Source organism: Streptomyces sp. CNT360 (genome assembly GCF_000424785.1).
Window position 1 is genome coordinate 49497 of sequence record NZ_AUKO01000026.1, and the last position, 16764, is coordinate 66260.

The 16764-nt window shown below is 72.2% G+C and carries 14 protein-coding genes; 7 read left to right on the plus strand and 7 right to left on the minus strand.

What is annotated here, in order from left to right; all coding sequences use genetic code 11:
- Positions 1-80: 80 nt before the first annotated feature.
- The gene (locus H297_RS0119930; protein WP_027738500.1) at positions 81-1562 is read right to left on the minus strand and encodes an NCS1 family nucleobase:cation symporter-1; all 1482 of its coding nucleotides are present in this window, start codon (positions 1560-1562) and stop codon (positions 81-83) included.
- Positions 1563-1875: 313 nt separating this feature from the next.
- Here H297_RS0119930 and H297_RS0119935 point away from each other — a divergent pair, with 313 nt between their 5' ends.
- Positions 1876-3324 carry a dihydrolipoyl dehydrogenase family protein gene (locus tag H297_RS0119935; RefSeq protein ID WP_027738501.1) on the plus strand — a complete coding sequence of 483 codons (1449 nt, stop codon included), beginning with the start codon at positions 1876-1878 and terminating at the stop codon, positions 3322-3324.
- A gap of 116 nt (positions 3325-3440) precedes the next feature.
- The gene (locus H297_RS0119940) at positions 3441-3866 is read left to right on the plus strand and encodes a CBS domain-containing protein (protein ID WP_027738502.1); all 426 of its coding nucleotides are present in this window, start codon (positions 3441-3443) and stop codon (positions 3864-3866) included.
- Positions 3867-4082: 216 nt separating this feature from the next.
- Here H297_RS0119940 and H297_RS0119945 read toward each other — a convergent pair whose 3' ends face one another.
- The 3 genes from H297_RS0119945 to H297_RS0119955 are packed head-to-tail and all read right to left on the minus strand — an operon-like array spanning position 4083 to position 7770.
- The gene (locus tag H297_RS0119945; protein ID WP_027738503.1) at positions 4083-6203 is read right to left on the minus strand and encodes a xanthine dehydrogenase family protein molybdopterin-binding subunit; all 2121 of its coding nucleotides are present in this window, start codon (positions 6201-6203) and stop codon (positions 4083-4085) included.
- The gene (locus H297_RS0119950) at positions 6200-7192 is read right to left on the minus strand and encodes an FAD binding domain-containing protein (protein WP_027738504.1); all 993 of its coding nucleotides are present in this window, start codon (positions 7190-7192) and stop codon (positions 6200-6202) included. Before H297_RS0119950 ends, H297_RS0119945 begins: the two co-directional genes overlap by 4 nt.
- Complete coding sequence (locus H297_RS0119955; protein WP_027738505.1) at positions 7189-7770, minus strand: 2Fe-2S iron-sulfur cluster-binding protein; 582 nt, start codon at positions 7768-7770, stop codon at positions 7189-7191. The genes H297_RS0119950 and H297_RS0119955 overlap by 4 nt, the downstream gene beginning before the upstream one ends.
- Positions 7771-8017: 247 nt before the next feature.
- On the opposite strand from H297_RS0119955, the gene H297_RS0119960 reads away from it, so the two are divergent.
- The gene (locus tag H297_RS0119960; protein WP_027738506.1) at positions 8018-8608 is read left to right on the plus strand and encodes a TetR/AcrR family transcriptional regulator; all 591 of its coding nucleotides are present in this window, start codon (positions 8018-8020) and stop codon (positions 8606-8608) included.
- Positions 8609-8615: 7 nt separating this feature from the next.
- Here the strand turns inward: H297_RS0119960 and H297_RS0119965 are convergent, their stop codons facing one another.
- Positions 8616-9791: a glutamate--cysteine ligase gene (locus H297_RS0119965; RefSeq protein ID WP_027738507.1), complete on the minus strand. Its 1176-nt coding sequence runs from the start codon at positions 9789-9791 to the stop codon at positions 8616-8618.
- A 318-nt stretch (positions 9792-10109) separates the two neighbouring features.
- Between H297_RS0119965 and H297_RS37395 the strand changes: the two genes are divergently transcribed.
- Together H297_RS37395 and H297_RS0119975 are read left to right on the plus strand one after the other, a co-directional pair.
- On the plus strand, positions 10110-11264 hold the full coding sequence (locus H297_RS37395) for a DMT family transporter (RefSeq protein WP_486589586.1): 1155 nt from the start codon (positions 10110-10112) through the stop codon (positions 11262-11264).
- Positions 11265-11274: 10 nt separating this feature from the next.
- Positions 11275-11796 (plus strand): YbaK/EbsC family protein, encoded by a 522-nt coding sequence (locus tag H297_RS0119975; protein WP_051352016.1) that lies wholly within the window; start codon positions 11275-11277, stop codon positions 11794-11796.
- Between the two features lie 19 nt (positions 11797-11815).
- On the opposite strand, the gene H297_RS0119980 is transcribed toward H297_RS0119975, so the two are convergent.
- Positions 11816-13015 (minus strand): FAD-dependent oxidoreductase, encoded by a 1200-nt coding sequence (locus tag H297_RS0119980; RefSeq protein WP_027738509.1) that lies wholly within the window; start codon positions 13013-13015, stop codon positions 11816-11818.
- A 117-nt stretch (positions 13016-13132) separates the two neighbouring features.
- On the minus strand, positions 13133-14341 hold the full coding sequence (locus H297_RS0119985) for a DegT/DnrJ/EryC1/StrS aminotransferase family protein (RefSeq protein ID WP_486589587.1): 1209 nt from the start codon (positions 14339-14341) through the stop codon (positions 13133-13135).
- A 406-nt stretch (positions 14342-14747) separates the two neighbouring features.
- On the opposite strand from H297_RS0119985, the gene H297_RS0119990 reads away from it, so the two are divergent.
- Both H297_RS0119990 and H297_RS37400 read left to right on the plus strand, forming a co-directional pair.
- A complete protein-coding gene (locus tag H297_RS0119990; RefSeq protein ID WP_027738511.1) occupies positions 14748-15002 on the plus strand; it encodes an acyl carrier protein in 255 nt (84 codons plus the stop codon).
- The gene (locus H297_RS37400; RefSeq protein WP_051352017.1) at positions 14999-16729 is read left to right on the plus strand and encodes a (2,3-dihydroxybenzoyl)adenylate synthase; all 1731 of its coding nucleotides are present in this window, start codon (positions 14999-15001) and stop codon (positions 16727-16729) included. The genes H297_RS0119990 and H297_RS37400 overlap by 4 nt, the downstream gene beginning before the upstream one ends.
- The last annotated feature ends 35 nt before the right edge of the window (positions 16730-16764 follow it).

Sequence of the window (16764 nt, forward strand, 5' to 3'; positions counted from 1 at the left end):
GGGTCCCCTCGGCGGTTCGGGCCGTCCGCCGACTCGTGGCCCCGGGGGCCGACTCGGAGCGTCGTGCGGCCGGCTGGGAGTCATTCGGCGGCGACGGCGATGGCTTCGCCGTCCACGTCGCGAAGCGGCGCGGCACGGTCCGCGATGAGGGCGTACAGGACCGCGGCCAGGAACGCGCCGACGAACCAGGAGAAGCCGGCCATGGCGTGGAAGGCGGGCACCAGGGCGACGACGACCGCGGCAGCGGCGCTCGGCGCGAAGGCGGCGACGGCGCGCGGGTTGTAGCCGCGGCGGTAGTGGTACTCGCCCTCGGCGTTCTCGGTGTAGAGATCGGGCACGTTCACCCGGGCCTTCCGCAGCAGCCAGTAGTCCGCCATGATCACGCCGAACAGCGGTCCGAGCAGGGCGCCGAGTCCGCCGAGGAAGTAGTTGACGACGACCGGGCTGTTGTAGAGGTTCCAGGGCAGGATCACCAGCCCCAGAACGGCGCTGACCAGGCCGGCCCGGCGGAAGTTGAGGCGCTGGGGGAAGAGGTTGACCAGCGCGTAGATCGGCGCGACGAAGTTGGCCAGCAGGTTCACCGCCACCGTCAGGGCGATCAGGGCGAGGGAGGCGACGGCCAGCAGGAACATGTTGGGGATGGTCCGCACGATGTCCGTCGGACTGGTGATGACGTGCCCGTCGAGTTCGAACTGCGCACCGCTGAGTACCGCCACGATCACTGCGAAGAAGAGCATGTTCACCGGGATGCCGATCACGTTGCCGCGCACGATGGCCCCGCGGCTCCTGGCGGACCGGGTGAAGTCGCAGAAGTTGAGGACGAACGTCCCGTAGACGACCACCCACAGTGCGGCGCCCTGGAGGATCTGCAGCCACATGGCGCCGCCGGACAGCGGTGCGTCGACGGACAGCGCGATCGAGCCGTCGGCACGGAAGAACATCCAGGCCGCGAGGGCGCACATGGTGATCAGCGTGGTGGGAGCGGCGAACGCCATGTACCGGCGGATCATCTGCATCCCGTAGCTCACGATGAGGATCTGGAGCCCCCACAGGGACAGAAAGGTGAACCATCCCAGCGTCGACTGGCCGAGCACGGAGTTCGCGTCCAGGTGCCGCAGGCCCGGGAACATCGCCACCAGAAGGGCGCTGAGCACGGACGACGCCAGGTAGGTCTGGATGCCGAACCAGGCGATGGCGACGGCGCCACGTACACCGGCGGGGATCTTCGCCCCGTTGACGCCGAACGCGATGCGGCTCATGACGGGGAAGGGCACGCCCGTCTTGTGCCCCATGAACCCGGACAGGGTCAGCAGCAGGAAGAGCAGCACGGAAGCGAGCGCGAAAGCCGCGAGGATACCCCACACGTTCAGCCCGAGCGCGAAGAGGCCGATCGCGAACGCGTAGTTTCCGAGGCTGTGCACATCGTTGGCCCACAGGGTGAAGACGTTGTAGGCGCCCCAGCGGCGCCCTTCCTTCTTCGTCGGGGCGAGATCGTACGTGTACAGACCAGAGCTGGCGGTGCCGCTGGTCTCCACGGTCTCTCGCTCGTCCACGGCAGTCATACGGGCTCCGGGGGAGAGGGAGGAGTTGAGGGGGGGGTTGGGAGGGTGAGGGGGAGAAGTGGTTCGGATGTTTCCACAAAATGGAAGCGCGTTTCCGGTGACAGGAACGTAGTTTTCGCCGAGGGACACCGTCAAGAGCTCAGCGGGAAAGACTTGGCGCGTGGGCCACCTGCTCTGACCGGCGCATACGGGTGGCCGCGAGCCGGGAGCGCGGGGAGAATCGGTGCGACGCGTTCCGCTCGGCGTCGTTGCCCCGCGCGGCAGCGCCCGAGGGTGAGGGCGGTGAGGCTCAGCGAGTGTGCGGGAGAGCGACATGGCTGCGAACGACGCCGACAGCACCACCACCTACGACGTGCTCGTGCTGGGGGCCGGGCCAGGGGGCGAGAATGTCGCCGAGCGGGTACGGGCGGCCGGGCTCAGCGTGGCCGTGGTGGAGAGCGAACTGGCCGGCGGCGAGTGCTCCTACTGGGCCTGCATGCCCAGCAAGGCCCTGCTGCGCCCGGTCACCGCGCGGGCCGACGCGCGCCGTACACCGGGCCTGCGCCAGGCCGGGGCCGGTCCGCTGTCCGTCCCGGAAGTCCTCGCACACCGTGACGACGAGGCGTCCCACTGGAGCGACGACGGGCAGGTCGAGTGGCTGCGGAGCGCGGGCATCGACCTCGTACGCGGACACGGCCGGCTGTCCGGCCCCCGTCAGGTGAGCGTGGAGCGAAGCGACGGCAGCGTCCACCGGCTGACGGCGGCTCAGGCCGTCGTGGTGGTCACCGGAAGCCGCGCTGTCGTTCCCGACCTGCCGGGCATCGCCGACGCACGCCCCTGGACCAGCAGAGAGGCGACCGCCGCCGCGGAGGTACCCGACAGGCTGGCGGTCGTCGGCGGCGGGGTCGTCGGTGTGGAGATGGCCACGGCCTGGGCCGGACTCGGGTCACGGGTGACGCTCCTGGCCCGAGGCGAGGGCCTGCTGCCCCGCATGGAACCCTTCGCGGGGGAGCTCGTCGCCGACGCCCTGCGCCAGGCCGGGGCCGACGTACGCCTGGGGGTCTCCGTCACCGAGGTCGCACGGGCACAGCAGGGCGGACCGGTGACCGTGCGCACCGACGACGGCGAGGAAGTGGAGGCCGACGAGGTGCTGTTCGCGACCGGGCGGGCCCCGCGCACCGGGGATCTCGGCCTGGAGACCGTCGGTCTGGAGCCGGGCTCCTGGCTCCGGACCGACGACACGCTGCGCGTCACCGGCGTGGAGGGCGGCTGGCTCTATGCCGTCGGGGACGTGAACCACCGGGCGCTGCTCACCCACCAGAGCAAGTACCAGGCACGCATCGCGGGCAGTGTCGTCGCCGCCCGCGCGGAAGGATCCGAGGAGGCCGGAGCGTGGGGCGCGCACAGCGCCACCGCCGACCACCACGCGGTGCCCCAGGTCGTCTTCACCGACCCCGAGGTCACCGCCGTCGGCCTCACCGCCGTCGAGGCCGAACGGGCCGGCCGGCGCGTGCGGGTGGTCGACTACGACCTCGCCGGCGTCGCCGCCGCAGGCCTGTACCGGGACGACTACACCGGACGCGCCCGGCTCGTCGTGGACGTCCGGCGTGAAGTCGTACTGGGCGCCACCTTCGTCGGTCCCGGACTCGCCGAGCTCCTGCACTCCGCCACGGTCGCCGTCGTCGGCGAGGTCCCGCTGAGCAGGCTGTGGCACGCCGTGCCCTCCTACCCCACGCTCAGCGAGGTGTGGCTGCGGCTGCTGGAGACCTACCGGGACAGCTGAGCCGGCGGCGGGCCCCCGAGCTGCCGCGCGACGACCCGAATGGCGGACACCGGCGATCACGAGGAGGATGGCCGAGGGGGACACCAACGGCCGGACTGCGCCGACAGGAGGACGCCATGACCACCGCAGCCGACATCATGCACCCCGGCGCCCGGTGGGTGCCCGCCACCGAGACCCTGGACCGGGCCGCGCAGCTCATGCGTGAGCTCGGAGTGGGCGCACTGCCCGTGAGCGACGTCAACGACCCGGACCAGCGCATGTGCGGCATCGTCACCGACCGCGACATCGTGGTCGAGTGCGTCGCCGCCGGGCACGACCCCGCACGCGTCACCGCCGGGGACCTGTGCCGCGGCACCCCGCGCTGGATCAGCGCGGACGCGGACCTGGCAGAGGTACTCGACGAGATGGAGGGCAACCAGATCAGGCGCCTGCCGGTCGTCGACGACGGTAAGCGGCTGGTCGGCCTGATCAGCGAGGCCGACCTCGCCCACCACCTGAGCGACGACCAACTCGCACAGTTCGTCGAACGGGTCTACTCCTGACCCACCGACCTCACCGACCCCACCGATGACGATGCCCGGGCGCGGGCACGATCCGCCCGCGCCCGGCACGGGGATCGGCCGCGCCATGGCCGTACGCGACCTGGTCCCCGTAGGTACCCACGCGACAGGCCCCGCCCGCCCTCACCCGGAGCGCGGCAAACCCGCACGCCGTGTGATGTCGTCCAGGCGGGGCCTGCGGGACGGCCCGGTGCCGGATCAGCCGCCCTGGCGCGCCTCCTCCGCCCGGAGTATGCGGTCCGGCCGCAGGGGCAGCTCGCGGTGGCGCACACCCGTGGCGTGCCGGACCGCGTTGGCGATCGCGGCGGCGGCGCCCACGATGCCGAGCTCGCCGACGCCCTTGATGCCGACGGGGTCGTCGGGGACCGGGTCGTCGATCCAGTCCGCCTCGACCAGGGGTACGTCCGCGTTCGCCGCGACGTGGTAGCCCGCGAGGTCGGCACCGACCTGACGGCCGGACGCCGGGTCCCGCACGGCCTCCTCGTGCAGCGCCATGGAGATGCCCCAGATCATTCCGCCGACGAGCTGGCTGCGGGCGGTGAGGGGGTTGACGATACGGCCCGCCGCGAAGAGGCCCAGCATGCGGCGCACCCGGACCTCGCCGGTGGCGACATCGACAGCGACCTCGGCGAACTGCGCCCCGAAGGAGTGCCGCTCCTGCTTGGCGAGTTCCGCGAGCACCGCCGCGCTGTCGGTGCGCGCGGTGACACCCTCCGGGGGGATGTCGCCGCCCAGCAGCGACAGTCGGCTGCGCAGCTCGGCGATCGCCGAGGTGACGGCCAGGGCCCAGGAGCGGGTCCCCATCGAGCCGCCGGCCACCCAGGCGGGGCCGAAGTCGCTGTTGCCGATCCGTACGGTCACGCGTGCCGGCTCCACGTCGAGGGCGTCCGCGGCGACCAGGGTGAGGGCTGTCCTGGCGCCGGTGCCCACGTCCGCTGCCGTGATCCGTACGGTGAAGGTCCCGTCGGCCTCGGCGGTCACCGCGGCCGTGGAGGGCGCGGCCCCCGACGGATAGGTGGCGGCCGCCGTTCCGGTGCCGAGCAGCCAGCGGCCGTCACGGCGCATGCGCGGTCGCGGATCGCGGTCGACCCAGCCGAACCGGCGGGCGCCTTCGGCGAAACAGCCGTGCAGGTCACGACTGCTGAAGGGCAGCCCGGACAGCGGCCCGACGGTGGGTTCGTTGCGGGCCCGCAGGGCGATCGGGTCCATGCCGAGCTCGTCGGCCAGCTCGTCGAGGGCGGACTCCAGCGCGAACGAACCCGGTGCCTCACCGGGGGCCCGCATCCAGGTCGGCGTCGGCATGTCCAGCGGAACCGTGCGGTGTGTCGTGTGGTGCGCCCGCGCGTCGTACAGGACCCGCCCCAGGGCGGCGCTCGTCTCCAGGAAGGGGCGCAGCGTTGAGGTGAGGTTGAGGGCCTCGTGTCCGAGGGCGCGCAACCGCCCGTCCGGATCGGCGCCGAGGCGTACGCGCTGCGCTGTGGGGCTGCGGTAGCCGGTGATCGCGAACGTCTGCGGCCGGCTCAGCGCGACCCGCACCGGCCGGCGCAGCACGGTGGCGGCCATGACGGCGCCGACCTGGTGCGGCCGCATGCCCTTGGAGCCGAAGGCCCCACCGATGTGCTCGGAGCGCACCCGTACCGAGGACGGGTCCAGCGAGAACATCTTGGCGAGCTCGTCCGCCACCCACATGCTGCCCTGGTTGGAGTCGAAGACCTCCAGTCGGCCGCTGTCCCACCGGGCCGTGGCGGCGTGCGGTTCCATGGCGCTGTGGTGCTCCTCGGGGGTGGTGTAGGAGGCGTCCACCACCACTGCGGAGGCGGCGAGTTCGGCCTCCAGATCCCCTTTGGCCATGACCGGGTTGCCGCCCTCGGGCACCTGCGCGCCGGGGACGTCGGCGTGGAAGGTGACGTCGTGCGGTGCGACGTCGTACGCCACCTCCAGGCGCTCCGCTGCCTCGCGGGCCTGTTCGGGCGTCTCGGCCAGCACCAGCGCCACGGGCCAGCCCACGTGCGGCACCCGGTCGTGCTGGAAGAGCGCAGTGGTCGGGTCGGGAGCGCCGAGGAAGGAGGTGTAGTCGGTAGTCACCCGGGGTGCGTTGCCGTGGTGGAGCACGGCCACGACACCCGGCAGGGCGCGGACGGCCTCTTCGCCGAGTGTGCGGACGCGGCCGCGCGCGACGGTGGACAGCACGAACCAGCCGTGCACCAGCTGCTCGAAGGGCTGGTCGCTCGCGTAGCGGGCGGCGCCGGTGACCTTGTCCCGGCCCTCGACGCGGGTGTGGGCGACCCCGAGGGCACGGGGCTTCGCCGTGGTGGTCATCGGGCGGCCTCCTCGGCCAGTTCGGTGAGCAGGGCGACGACGAGGTTGCGTACCAGGGGAACCTTGTAGGCGTTGCGGGGGAGGGCCTGGGCAGCGGCCAGTTCGGCGTCGGCGGCCTCGGCGAACACGGCACCGTCGGCCGGCCGGCCGGCCAGCACACGCTCGGCCGCGTGGGCGCGCCAGGGCCGGGAGGCGACCGCGCCGAGGGCCAGCCGTGCCTGACGCACCACACCGTCCGACACGTCGAGTGCGGCGGCTGCGGAGCCGACGGCGAAGGCGTACGAAGCCCGCTCCCGGACCTTGCGGTACCGCGAGTGCGCCGCCGACGCGGTGGCCGGCAGCGTCACGGAGGTGATCAGCGCTCCCGGCGGCAGCGCCGTCTCCACGTGCGGGGTCTCTCCCACGGGCGGGTAGAAGTCGTCCAGCGGCAGTTGCCCCGCTCCCTCGGCGGTCACGTATGAGACGACGGCATCGAAGGCGGCCAGCGCCACGCCCATGTCCGAGGGGTGGACGGCGACGCAGTGGGAGGAGGCGCCGAGGATCGCGTGGTTGTGGTGCTCACCGGTGCGGGCCGGACAACCGCTGCCCGGAGCGCGCTTGTTGCAGGGGAACGCGGTGTCGGTGAAGTAGGGGCAGCGGGTGCGTTGCAGCAGGTTCCCGCCGACGGTGGCCATGTTGCGCAACTGGCCGGAGGCTCCTGCCAGAACGGCCTGGGCCAGGGCGGGATACCTGCGGCGGACCTCGGAATGGGCGGCCAGATCGCTGTTGGTGACGGTGGCGCCGATGCGCAGGCCGCCCTCCTCGGTCACCTCGATCCGGTCCAGCGGCAGTTCGGTCACGTCCACCAGCCGCTCGGGCCGCTCCACCCCCGCCTTCATCAGGTCCACGAGGTTGGTGCCGCCGGCCAGCCAGCGGGCCCGGGGATCGGCGCCGAGCAGCGCCACGGCGCCCTCGACGTCGTGGGCGCGTTCGTAGTGGAACTCCTTCACGCGGCGGGCTCCTTCGGCTGCTGGGGCGCTTGTCCGGCCGGCGTCGCCTCCGGCTGCCCGGCGGCCTGCGCGACCGCCCGGACGATGGAGACGTAGGCGCCGCAGCGGCACAGGTTCCCGCTCATCCTCTCCCTGATCTCTTCGGCTGTCAGGGCCGGCGGCCTCGCTTCGGGCCGTACGTCCTCGGTGACGGCGCTCGGCCAGCCGGCCGCGTGTTCGTCGAGCACGGCCAGCGCCGAGCAGATCTGCCCGGGAGTGCAGTAGCCGCACTGGAAGCCGTCGAGGTCGAGGAAGGCCTGCTGCACCGGGTGCAGGTCCTCCCCGTCGGCGATCCCTTCGATGGTGGTGACGGCACGGTCGCCCACCGCGACCGCGAGCTGCAGGCAGGAGACGGTCCTGCGTCCGTCGACCAGGACCGTGCAGGCGCCGCACTGGCCCTGGTCGCAGCCCTTCTTGGTGCCGGTCAGACCGAGGCGCTCGCGCAGCGCGTCGAGGAGCGTGGTGCGGTGGTCGACGGTCAGCGTGTGTTTCTCCCCGTTGACGGTCAGGGTGATCGCGCCGGCGGTGGCTGGTGCCATGGGCAGCTTCTTTCGCGAGTGCGGTGCTGAGGAGGATCGTCGCGGTGCGCGGTGGCAACGGTGGGTGGAGGTGGTCCTCCCTCCCCTCGTACGCCGCTATGGTGTGGGGGCGGGAAGCGGACAACTGTCCGGCATGGGACACGAACGTAGAGGACAGGTGTCCACTTCGCAAGGGGGCCACAACGCGGCCACCCCGCACGGCGGTTCGGCTGCGGTGCGCCGAGCAGGAGCGACAGGAGGAGGACGAGTGGGACACCGGAAGCCCGACGCCCCGCTGCGCTCGGACGCGCAACGCAACCGGGCCCGCATCCTTGAGGTCGCCCTCGTGGAACTGACACACGCGGCGGACACGCCCCTCAGCGTCATCGCGAAGAAGGCCGGGGTCGGCCAGGGCACCTTCTACCGCAACTTCCCCAGCCGCGAGGCCCTGGTGCTGGAGGTCTACCGCTACGAGGTGCAGCAGGTCGCCGACGCGGCGGAGCAGTTGCTGTGCACCCGGGAACCCGACCGGGCGCTGCGCGAGTGGATGGACCGGCTCGCCCAGTACGCCATGGCCAAGGCGGGCCTCGCCGACGCACTGCGCACCGCCACCAGTGTGCGCGGCAAACTGGGACAGCTCAGCCGCGGATCGCTGACGCAGGCGGTCGCCGGCCTGCTGGAGGCGAACGAGCGGGCGGGGACCATCCGCCCGGGCGTGACCCCGGAGGACTTCCTCCTGGCGATCGCGGGCCTGTGGCAGATCGATCCGCGCGGAGACTGGCAGGCTCGCGCCGGTCGCCTGCTGGACCTGGTGATGGACGGGCTGCGCGCCGGAGCCCCGGGCACCGCCGCGGGCTGACGGGCCCTCAGCTTGTCGGCGTGACGGGACCGGTACGGGCCGTACGGTGACCGTCTTCGGCCACGTTCGCGTGGCCCGCACCGTTGCGTGCGGCCAGGCGCTGACGGTCGGCCCCGGTGCCGTCGCGCAGCACGCGGGCCAGCAGGTGCTCGACCTCCTCCAGGTCGCCGGTCTCGCGCAGGGCGGGACGCAGCAGGGCCACCATCTCCCGGACCAGGTCGGCCTGCGGAAGCCGCCGGCCGGTCACCGGGTGGAGGGCGGGGCCGCGCACGCCGTACCGGGCGGCCGTCCACAGCGCGGCGGAGGCCATGTGGTCGGGCATGCCGGGACCGGTGTCCCGCTCCGCCCCCGCGGCCAGAGCCGTGAGGACGAGGGCGCGGGTCAGCCCCGCCTGCAGGACAGCCTCGTCGACCGTGGCAGTGGTGTCGGCGACCCGGATCTCCACGGTGGGCAGGTGGTCGGAGGGGCGTACCAGCCAATAGGCGTTGGCTCCTTCGGGCAGCACTCCGCCCTTCTGGAGGGCGGCCACGGCCTCGTCGTAGTGCGCGGCGGAGGAGAAGCGGGGCGGGATCTCCAGGGTCGGCCAGCGGCGCAGCAGGACGGTCCGCCAACTCGCGTAGCCGGTGTCCACACCCTTGTAGAAGGGCGAGTTCGCCGACAGCGCCAGCAGCGTGGGCAGCCAGGGGCGCAGATGTCCGGCCGCCCGGACCGCCGCCTCCCGGTCGAGACTGCCGATGTGCACATGGCAGCCGCACGTCTCGGACTCGGTGACGAGATACCCGTACAGGTGCCGCATCTCCTGGTAGTGCACGGTGGGGGCGGCCGAGCGCGGCGGGCTGGGCACGCGCGGGGTGCCGAGAGCCAGCGGGTGCAGCCCGGCCGCCCGTGCCGCTTCGGTCAGGCGGGCGCGGGCGGCGGTCAGTTCGTCGCGTACCTGGCCGAGGCTCCCGCACACACCCGTGGCCGTCTCTGCCATGGAGGTCAGCATCTCGCCATGGAGGGTGCCCGCGCCGCCCGCCGGGTCCCGGCCCTGCTCGGGATCGTCGCTGACGACCTCGGTGCCGCGGCCGACGGCTGCGACCTCGTCCGGGTGAGCCAGGATGAACTCCTCCTCCACGCCGAGCGTCAGGGGAGTGGTTCCGGACGTCGTGGTGGTGCTGGATACGGACTGCTTGCCTGTCACGGTGTCCCTCCCGTGCGTCACGTGTCCCCGGACATTTCCCGGTTGCGAGGGCAGAGGGCCAGCACTTCCTCCAGCATGTACCCGAGCGGGCAAGGTGCCACACGGTGGGCGACCGGGGGCGGCTGCCCACCCGAGCAGGGGAACTCTCGGCTACCAAATGGTCACACATGGTAGTTTCGGCGGCGTCGGTTCTCCTCCGGACCGTCCCGTGTCGCGCCTCTCCGGCGGACGAAGTGGGGGCGGAGAGGGGGCCGGGGAGGGCCAAGGACGGCGGCCGGGGGGTCGGCGCCCGCAAGTGCCAGAGAAGGGGCGATGCAGGTGGGGGACGAACAACGCAGCGGCGGCAGCGCGCCGCTGGGCCGTCGGCGGGCCGGCCGGCAGGGCACCGCCGTCGAGGCGGGCGCCGGCGGTCCGGGCCGGGAGGACGGTGCGCCCGACCCGCAACCGGCGGGCGCGCAGGCGGTCCCCGAAGGCCACAAGGGCTCCGATGCCGGTGAGGGGCGGCCCGAGGCAGGAGAGGCGGGAGAGGGACGGCAGGGTGCTGATCGGGGGCGGGCCGATGCCGGTAGGGGAGCGCGGCGGGTCTGGCTGGGCTCGGCGGCCGTCGGCGCGGCGGCCCTGGCGTGGAGCACGTCGTTCTCCGTGACCAAGCTCGCGCTCGAACGGACCCCTCCGCTGACCGTGGGCGCCCTGCGCTTCGGCCTGGCGGCCGTCCTGCTGGCCGCAGCGGTGCGCCTCCAGCGGGGCTGGCGGCCGCCACCCCTGCGGGAGCGGCTGGAGATGGCGGTGGCGGGGCTGCTGGGCATCACCCTCTACTTCACGCTGGAGAACTTCGGCGTCGACCTGGCCACCGCGTCCGACGCCACGCTCATCGTCGCCGCCTACCCTGCCCTGACCTTCGCGCTGGAGTTCGCCCTCTTCCGGCAGCGGCCCGCGCCGCTGGCGCTGCTGGGCATGGCGCTGGCCGTGGGAGGCGTGGCGCTCATCGTCCACGACAACGCCGACGCGGGCGGGAGCCAGCGGCTCCTCGGCGATCTGCTGCTCGCGCTCGGCGGCCTGGCCTGGGCCGCCTTCAACCTGCTCATCGCGGCGCGGCGGCCGCGTATGTCACCGCTGAGCGCCACGTATTACCAAACCTTCGGCGGCGCTGCCGCGTTCGCCCTGCTCGCGGCGACGGAATTCCGCCACTGGGGCGGACTCGCGCCCGTCGACATCGGGCTGATGGCGTATCTGGCCGGGGTGTGTTCCATCGCCGGATTCCTCTGCTACAACATCGGCCTCCGCAGTATCTCCTCCAGCACGGCAGTCACCATTCTCAACACCATTCCGGTTTTCGGTCTGGTGTCGGCCGTCTTGGTGGCCGGAGAATCCGTGACGGTAATTCAACTGCTGGGCGGAGCCGTGGTCGTGCTCGGTGTCGTTCTCAGTCTGCGCCGCGACGTGCCCCGGGAAGACGGCGCCGAAAAGGTGTAGGTTGCTGCGTATGGACGAGGAGACGACAGCAGAGTCAGGACCCACCGATATCGCTGAGCGCGTGCGTGCCCGACTCCAGGAATGGCAGATCCCGCACCGGATCATGGAAATCGATCCGAATTTCGCGGACACCGCCGCCTTCTGCGAGAAGTACGGCCATGCGCTGGAGAACTCGGTGAACTGCATCCTGGTCGTGGGGAAGACGCAGCCGCGCCGCTACGCCGCCTGCCTGGTGCAGGCCGTGCGCCGCCTCGACGTCAACCACACCGTCCGCGGGCTGCTGGAGGCGCGGAAGGTCTCCTTCGCATCCGCCGCCGACACGGTGGAGCTGACCGGAATGACACCTGGCGGGGTGACCCCGGTCGCGCTGCCCGCGGACCTCCCGGTGTTCGTCGACGCCCCCGTGGCCGCCCTGGACGAGATCATCCTGGGCAGCGGCGACAGGGCGGCGAAACTGTTCGTGTCCGCCGAGGCGCTGCTGGCCAAGCTTCCCCGGGCACAGGTCGTGGAGGGACTGACACTCGACACCTGACCGCACTCGCCGCCAGGCGTCAGGCCGCGGGGGCCGGTCCCAGCGACAGTGCGGCGATGTCGTGGCGGGACCGCCCGCGTTCGGCCAGGTCCACACAGATCTGCCCGAAGAGCGGGATGAATTTGAAGGCCCAGCCGGAGCCGTACACCACCAGGTGCTCCCCGTGCGGGACCCGTCCGGCCGCCGTGTCCAGGAAGAACTGGCGCTCCGGGTCGGCAGGCAGTACCGCGGGACACGTGCCCTGGCGTACGGGCGAGGGGTCGAGCGTCGGCAGGTGCTGCTCGATCCAGCCGGACAACCGCCGCATCTGGTACGGGTCGGGGCGCCCGGTGGCCTTCGAGGGGTGCGAGAGCGGGCTCATCTCGAAGTCGACGCCGCACCGCACCAGGTCACCCGGTGCCCAGGGGTTGTGCCCGAAGCCGTAGAAGAGGTTGGTGTCCTCCTCGGCCGGCTGCTGGAAGAGGAACCAGAACGGGGACCGCTCGCCGGCGGCGGCCGTGCCGGACCGTCGCTCCCGGAAGGTCGCCACCGCCATCTCGAAGACCTGGTAGTCCAGCCGGAGTCCGAGCGGCGCGATCAGGTCGTTCACGTACGGGCCGCACGCCAGGACGGCCTTTCCCGCCCGGTAGGTGGCCTGCTCGGTGCGGACCGTCACCCCTTCACCGGTGGGCAGCACCTCAAGCACGGGTTCGTGGGCGCGTACGGCGCAGCCGCCCGCCTGGGCCAGGGCGAACAGCGCTGCTGTCGTGCCCCGCACGTCGATCGTGCCGCCGTCGGGCTGCAGGAAGCCCTCGTACTCCGGCGGGATGCCACGGAAGCCGAAGCGCCGTTCCACGTCGGCCGCGGTGAGCCATTCGTACGGCACGTCGAGACGGTCCATGATCGCCGCCGTCTCGCGGATCTGCCCCTCGTTGGTGCGGACGTCCGTGTCGCCGAACCACAGGCTGCCGATCTCGTGCAGCAGCCGGCGTTCGCACCGGCTCTCCAGCCTGCGCCACAGCGGCAGCGCCTCCAGGGTGAGCCGGAAGATGTCCTCCTGGGTGTACTGGAGCCTCCAGTGCCGCTCCGCGCCGGTGCTCCCGCCGTCCTCGTGGAGGAACCCCCTCGCTTCGAGCAGGAGGACCCGGTGGCCCCGCCGGGTGGCCTCCCAGGCGCTTGCCAGTCCGACGGGACCGCCTCCCACCACGACGATGTCGTAGCGATCGTTCTTGTCGGGCATCGCAGGCCCTCCTCGCCTCGTTCGTGCCCTGTGGTCCCCTCGGGTGTGCAGCCTTCGCGGGAAAGCTTCGGGAAATCTCGGGAAGCAGTCCCGGAAGAAGCGGTGCGCGGACCGTCGTCAGCAGAAGGCAGCCTTGAGCGAGCCGAGCATGTGCTCGACCTGTTCGTCGGTGAGCGACGGATGGCAGGGCAGATTCACCTGCTCGTGGAACCAGACGCGTTCGGCGACCGGACACTCGCCAGGCCCGTGGCCGCGCCCGCGCCACTCGGGCCGCAGATGCAGCGGGAAGTAGCGCAACTGGACCTCCACGCCGGTCCGGTCCAGAGCGGCGACCACCTCGTCCCGGCCGACGCCGGCCCCGGGACGGACGAAGAAGGTGTACAGGTGGTAGGCGTGCTCGACCCCGTCTCTCGGCTCCACCACCCGGACCTGCGGGACGTCGCGCAGCGTGGCGGTGATCCGGTCCGCGATCCAGCGGCGTCTTGCGACCAGTTCCGGCAGCCGGGGGAGCTGGGTCAGCCCCACCGCGGCCTGGGCCTCGCTCATCGTGGCGTTGCCGCCGGGGCGGCGTACGTCCAGGCAGATCCGTTCGTAGGAGTCGTCCACCCACATCATCCAGGGGCGGGCCCGGTCGGGATGGCCGAACCGCTGCGGCTGGGCGCGGTAGACGCCGTCGGCGGCGTTGGAGCGCAGCCGGTCGAGGCGCTCGGCCCAGTCGTCCCGGTCGAAGGTGAGCAGGCCGCCCTCGCCGAGCGAGGTGATGTTCTTGCTCGCGTGGAAGCTGAAGCAGCCGATGTCCGCCAGCGCGCCGGGGCGTGCACCGTGGTAGCGGGCGCCCAGCGCGTGGGCGCAGTCCTCGACGACGAGCAGGTCGTGGCGCCGGGCGATCCGCATGATCTCGCGCATGTCCGCGGGGTGGCCCCCGAAGTGCACCAGCACCAGCGCGCGGGTGCGATCGTTGACCAGGGTCTCCAGCACCCGCGGGTCCAGGTTGAGGGTGTCCTCCCGCACGTCGCAGAACCGGACCCGCACGTCGTACGCCAGCAGCGGATCGGTCATGGCCTTGAAGGACTGCGGGCTGGCGATCACCTCGTCACCGGGCCGCAGGCCGAGCAGGTGCACGGCCAGGTCGAGTGCCACGGTGCCGCTGGTGACGGTCAACGCGTGGCGCGTGCCGACATGGGTCCGTAATCGCTTCTCGAACTCGGCTCGCCGGTTCCCTTGGGAGAGGGTGTCACCGGAATGCAGGAGTTCTTGCAGGGCGGCTATTTCGCTGTCGCCCAGAACGCTTCCTGTGCGCGTGGCCGGTACCACGTAGGAATTCATGCGTGTCATCTCAGTAATTACTGCGCCGGAATCGGGGGAGTGGAGTGCCGGAGTGCCGGCGAGGAACGGGAAGGATCCGTCGTGTCGCGCAGTTCACGGTGTTCCGCCCTTCGGGCATGCAGAAAGAATGAACAGCGAGCTTCACGGTAGGGCCGTTCCGTGCGGCCCGTCAACGGCGCTCCAAAACCCAGTTTCGGCCATGGTCGTTCTCCGTTCGGGGAAGCCGATGGCGGGAAATCGCTCCTGTTGCCCTTGACGGTTCCTGGTCCTCTTGGTGGAATCCCAAGCCGATGTTCCGGTCGGTAATCGTGGATCACGTTTCCATGCCGATCTCCGCCGGCCGGCCATCGGATCAGTGCGACCACCGGACCCGCTTTCGTGACGCGCGAAGGAAAGAGTGGCGCCCATGGCTGTGCTCCAGGAGTTGCGGGACATACTCACCGAGCTGGGTTTCGAGGAGGAACTCCTCACGCCCGGACGCCGGCTGAGAGGTGACCTGGCCCTCTCTTCGGCGGAGACCACCGAACTGGGCCTGGAGGTGGAGCGGCGCTTCCACACCCAGGTCGACCTGTGGGACGCCCACGACTACACGCTCGCCGAACTCGCCGCGGCGGTGGACGAGAGCGTGCGGGCCGCCACCGCCGACGGGGGCGAGCGGTGACCGACCCGCAGACCGACGGCCCGCAGCAGGCGACGACGGCGCCGGAGCTGCCGCGCCCTCCCGCGGCACGGGCTGCCGCGTACCGGGCCCGGGGCTGGTGGACCGGCCGCCGTGTCGACGCCATGGTGCTGGAGCCGGCCGCCGCGTACCCCGAACGCATCGCCGTCACCGCCCCCGGGCGTGAGCTGACGTACGGGGAGTTGACCGCGGCCGTCGAGGGGGCCGCCGCACGGCTGACCCGGCTGGGCATCACCCGCGGCGACGCCGTCATGGTGCAGCTCCCCAACATCCCGGAGCTGGTCGTCCTGCCGCTCGCCCTCATGCGCCTGGGCGCCCACCCGGTGATGACGCTGCCGGGTCTGCGCCGCCGGGAACTGGCCCACGTGGTGCGCCGCGTCCATCCGGTCGCCATGGCGCTGCCCCGTCGCCTGGACCGCTTCGACCACTACGCCCTCGCCCAGGAGCTGAGGTCCGACTGGCCCGGTCTGCGCCACCTGCTGGTGGCGGACCCCGAACCGGCATCCGCCGCGCACAAGGGCCAGGGCGTGGTCGATTTGGCCGCGCTGTGCCGGCCCGCACCCGAGGACGCCGGGCCGCCCGCGCACCTGGGGCCGCCGGCAGTGGGGGAGCCGGCCGTCTTCCTGCTCTCCAGCGGGACGACGGGGCCGCCCAAGCCGATAGCACGGGACCACGAGGGCTACGGCTACATGATCCGCGCCGCATCCCGGTGCGCGGGACTGTCGCCCTCCACGGTGCTGCTGGCCGTCATGTCGGCCACGCACGGCTTCGTCTTCAACTGTCCGGGCGTACTGGGCACGTTGGCGGCGGGCGGCCGGGTCGTGCTCGCCTCCCCGCAGGACGCCGGTGCCGTCCTGGAACTGGTCGACAGGGAAGCGGTGACGCACTGCGCGCTGGTTCCCGCGCTGGTCGGCCAGTGGCTGACCGCGGCGGAACGGCGCGGCCGTGGGCCCCGTTCGCTGCGTGTCCTCCAGGTCGGCGGCTCGCGCCTGGACCCGGAACCCGCCGAGCGCGCCACCCGCCTGCTGGGCTGCACCGTCCAGCAGGTGTACGGGATGAGCGAGGGCCTGCTCTGCCTCACCTCCCTCGACGACCCTCCCGAGCTGATCGCCGCCACCCAGGGCCGGCCCCTCTCGCCCGGCGACGAGATCCGCATCGTGGACGAGAACGACGAGCTCGTCCCGCAGGGCACCCCGGGGAGCCTGCTCACGCGCGGCCCGTACACCGTCTCCGGGTACTACGGCGACCCCGAGGCCGACGCACGGGCCTTCACGGAGGACGGCTTCTACCGGACGGGCGACGTGGCCCGGCTCCACCCCTCCGGGAGCGTCGTGGTGGAGGGGCGGCTCGACGACGTCATCAACCGGGGCGGCGAGAAGATCAGCGGCGGCGAACTGGAGGACCTGGCCCTGCGGCACCCCGCGGTCGAAGCAGCGGCCGCGGTCGCCATGCCGCACCCGGTGTGGGGCCAGGCCGTCTGCCTGTGCGTCGTGCCCGCCACCCGGAGCGAGGGCGCCGCGAGCGGCCCCACCCTGCTCGACCTCCGTCGCCACCTGGGCCGCAGCGGACTGGCCCCCTACAAGCTGCCCGAACGTCTCGAACTCCTGGAGCAGTTGCCCCTGATCGGCGTCGGAAAGGTCGACCGGGTCACGCTGCGCGCCCTGGTCGCCGAGCGCATGGCCGCCGACGCCGTACCGCGCGGCAGATGAGCGGCCCGCCACCGAGCCGGCCGCCCCTTACCCCT

Coding starts and splice junctions, on each gene's coding strand:
- H297_RS0119985 (WP_486589587.1), bottom strand. CDS start 14,341: ATGAATTCCTACGTGGTACCGGCCACGCGCACAGGAAGCGTTCTGGGC.
- H297_RS0119975 (WP_051352016.1), top strand. CDS start 11,275: ATGGACGAGGAGACGACAGCAGAGTCAGGACCCACCGATATCGCTGAG.
- H297_RS0119940 (WP_027738502.1), top strand. CDS start 3,441: ATGACCACCGCAGCCGACATCATGCACCCCGGCGCCCGGTGGGTGCCC.
- H297_RS0119955 (WP_027738505.1), bottom strand. CDS start 7,770: ATGGCACCAGCCACCGCCGGCGCGATCACCCTGACCGTCAACGGGGAG.
- H297_RS0119980 (WP_027738509.1), bottom strand. CDS start 13,015: ATGCCCGACAAGAACGATCGCTACGACATCGTCGTGGTGGGAGGCGGT.
- H297_RS0119930 (WP_027738500.1), bottom strand. CDS start 1,562: ATGACTGCCGTGGACGAGCGAGAGACCGTGGAGACCAGCGGCACCGCC.
- H297_RS0119935 (WP_027738501.1), top strand. CDS start 1,876: ATGGCTGCGAACGACGCCGACAGCACCACCACCTACGACGTGCTCGTG.
- H297_RS0119990 (WP_027738511.1), top strand. CDS start 14,748: ATGGCTGTGCTCCAGGAGTTGCGGGACATACTCACCGAGCTGGGTTTC.
- H297_RS0119945 (WP_027738503.1), bottom strand. CDS start 6,203: ATGACCACCACGGCGAAGCCCCGTGCCCTCGGGGTCGCCCACACCCGC.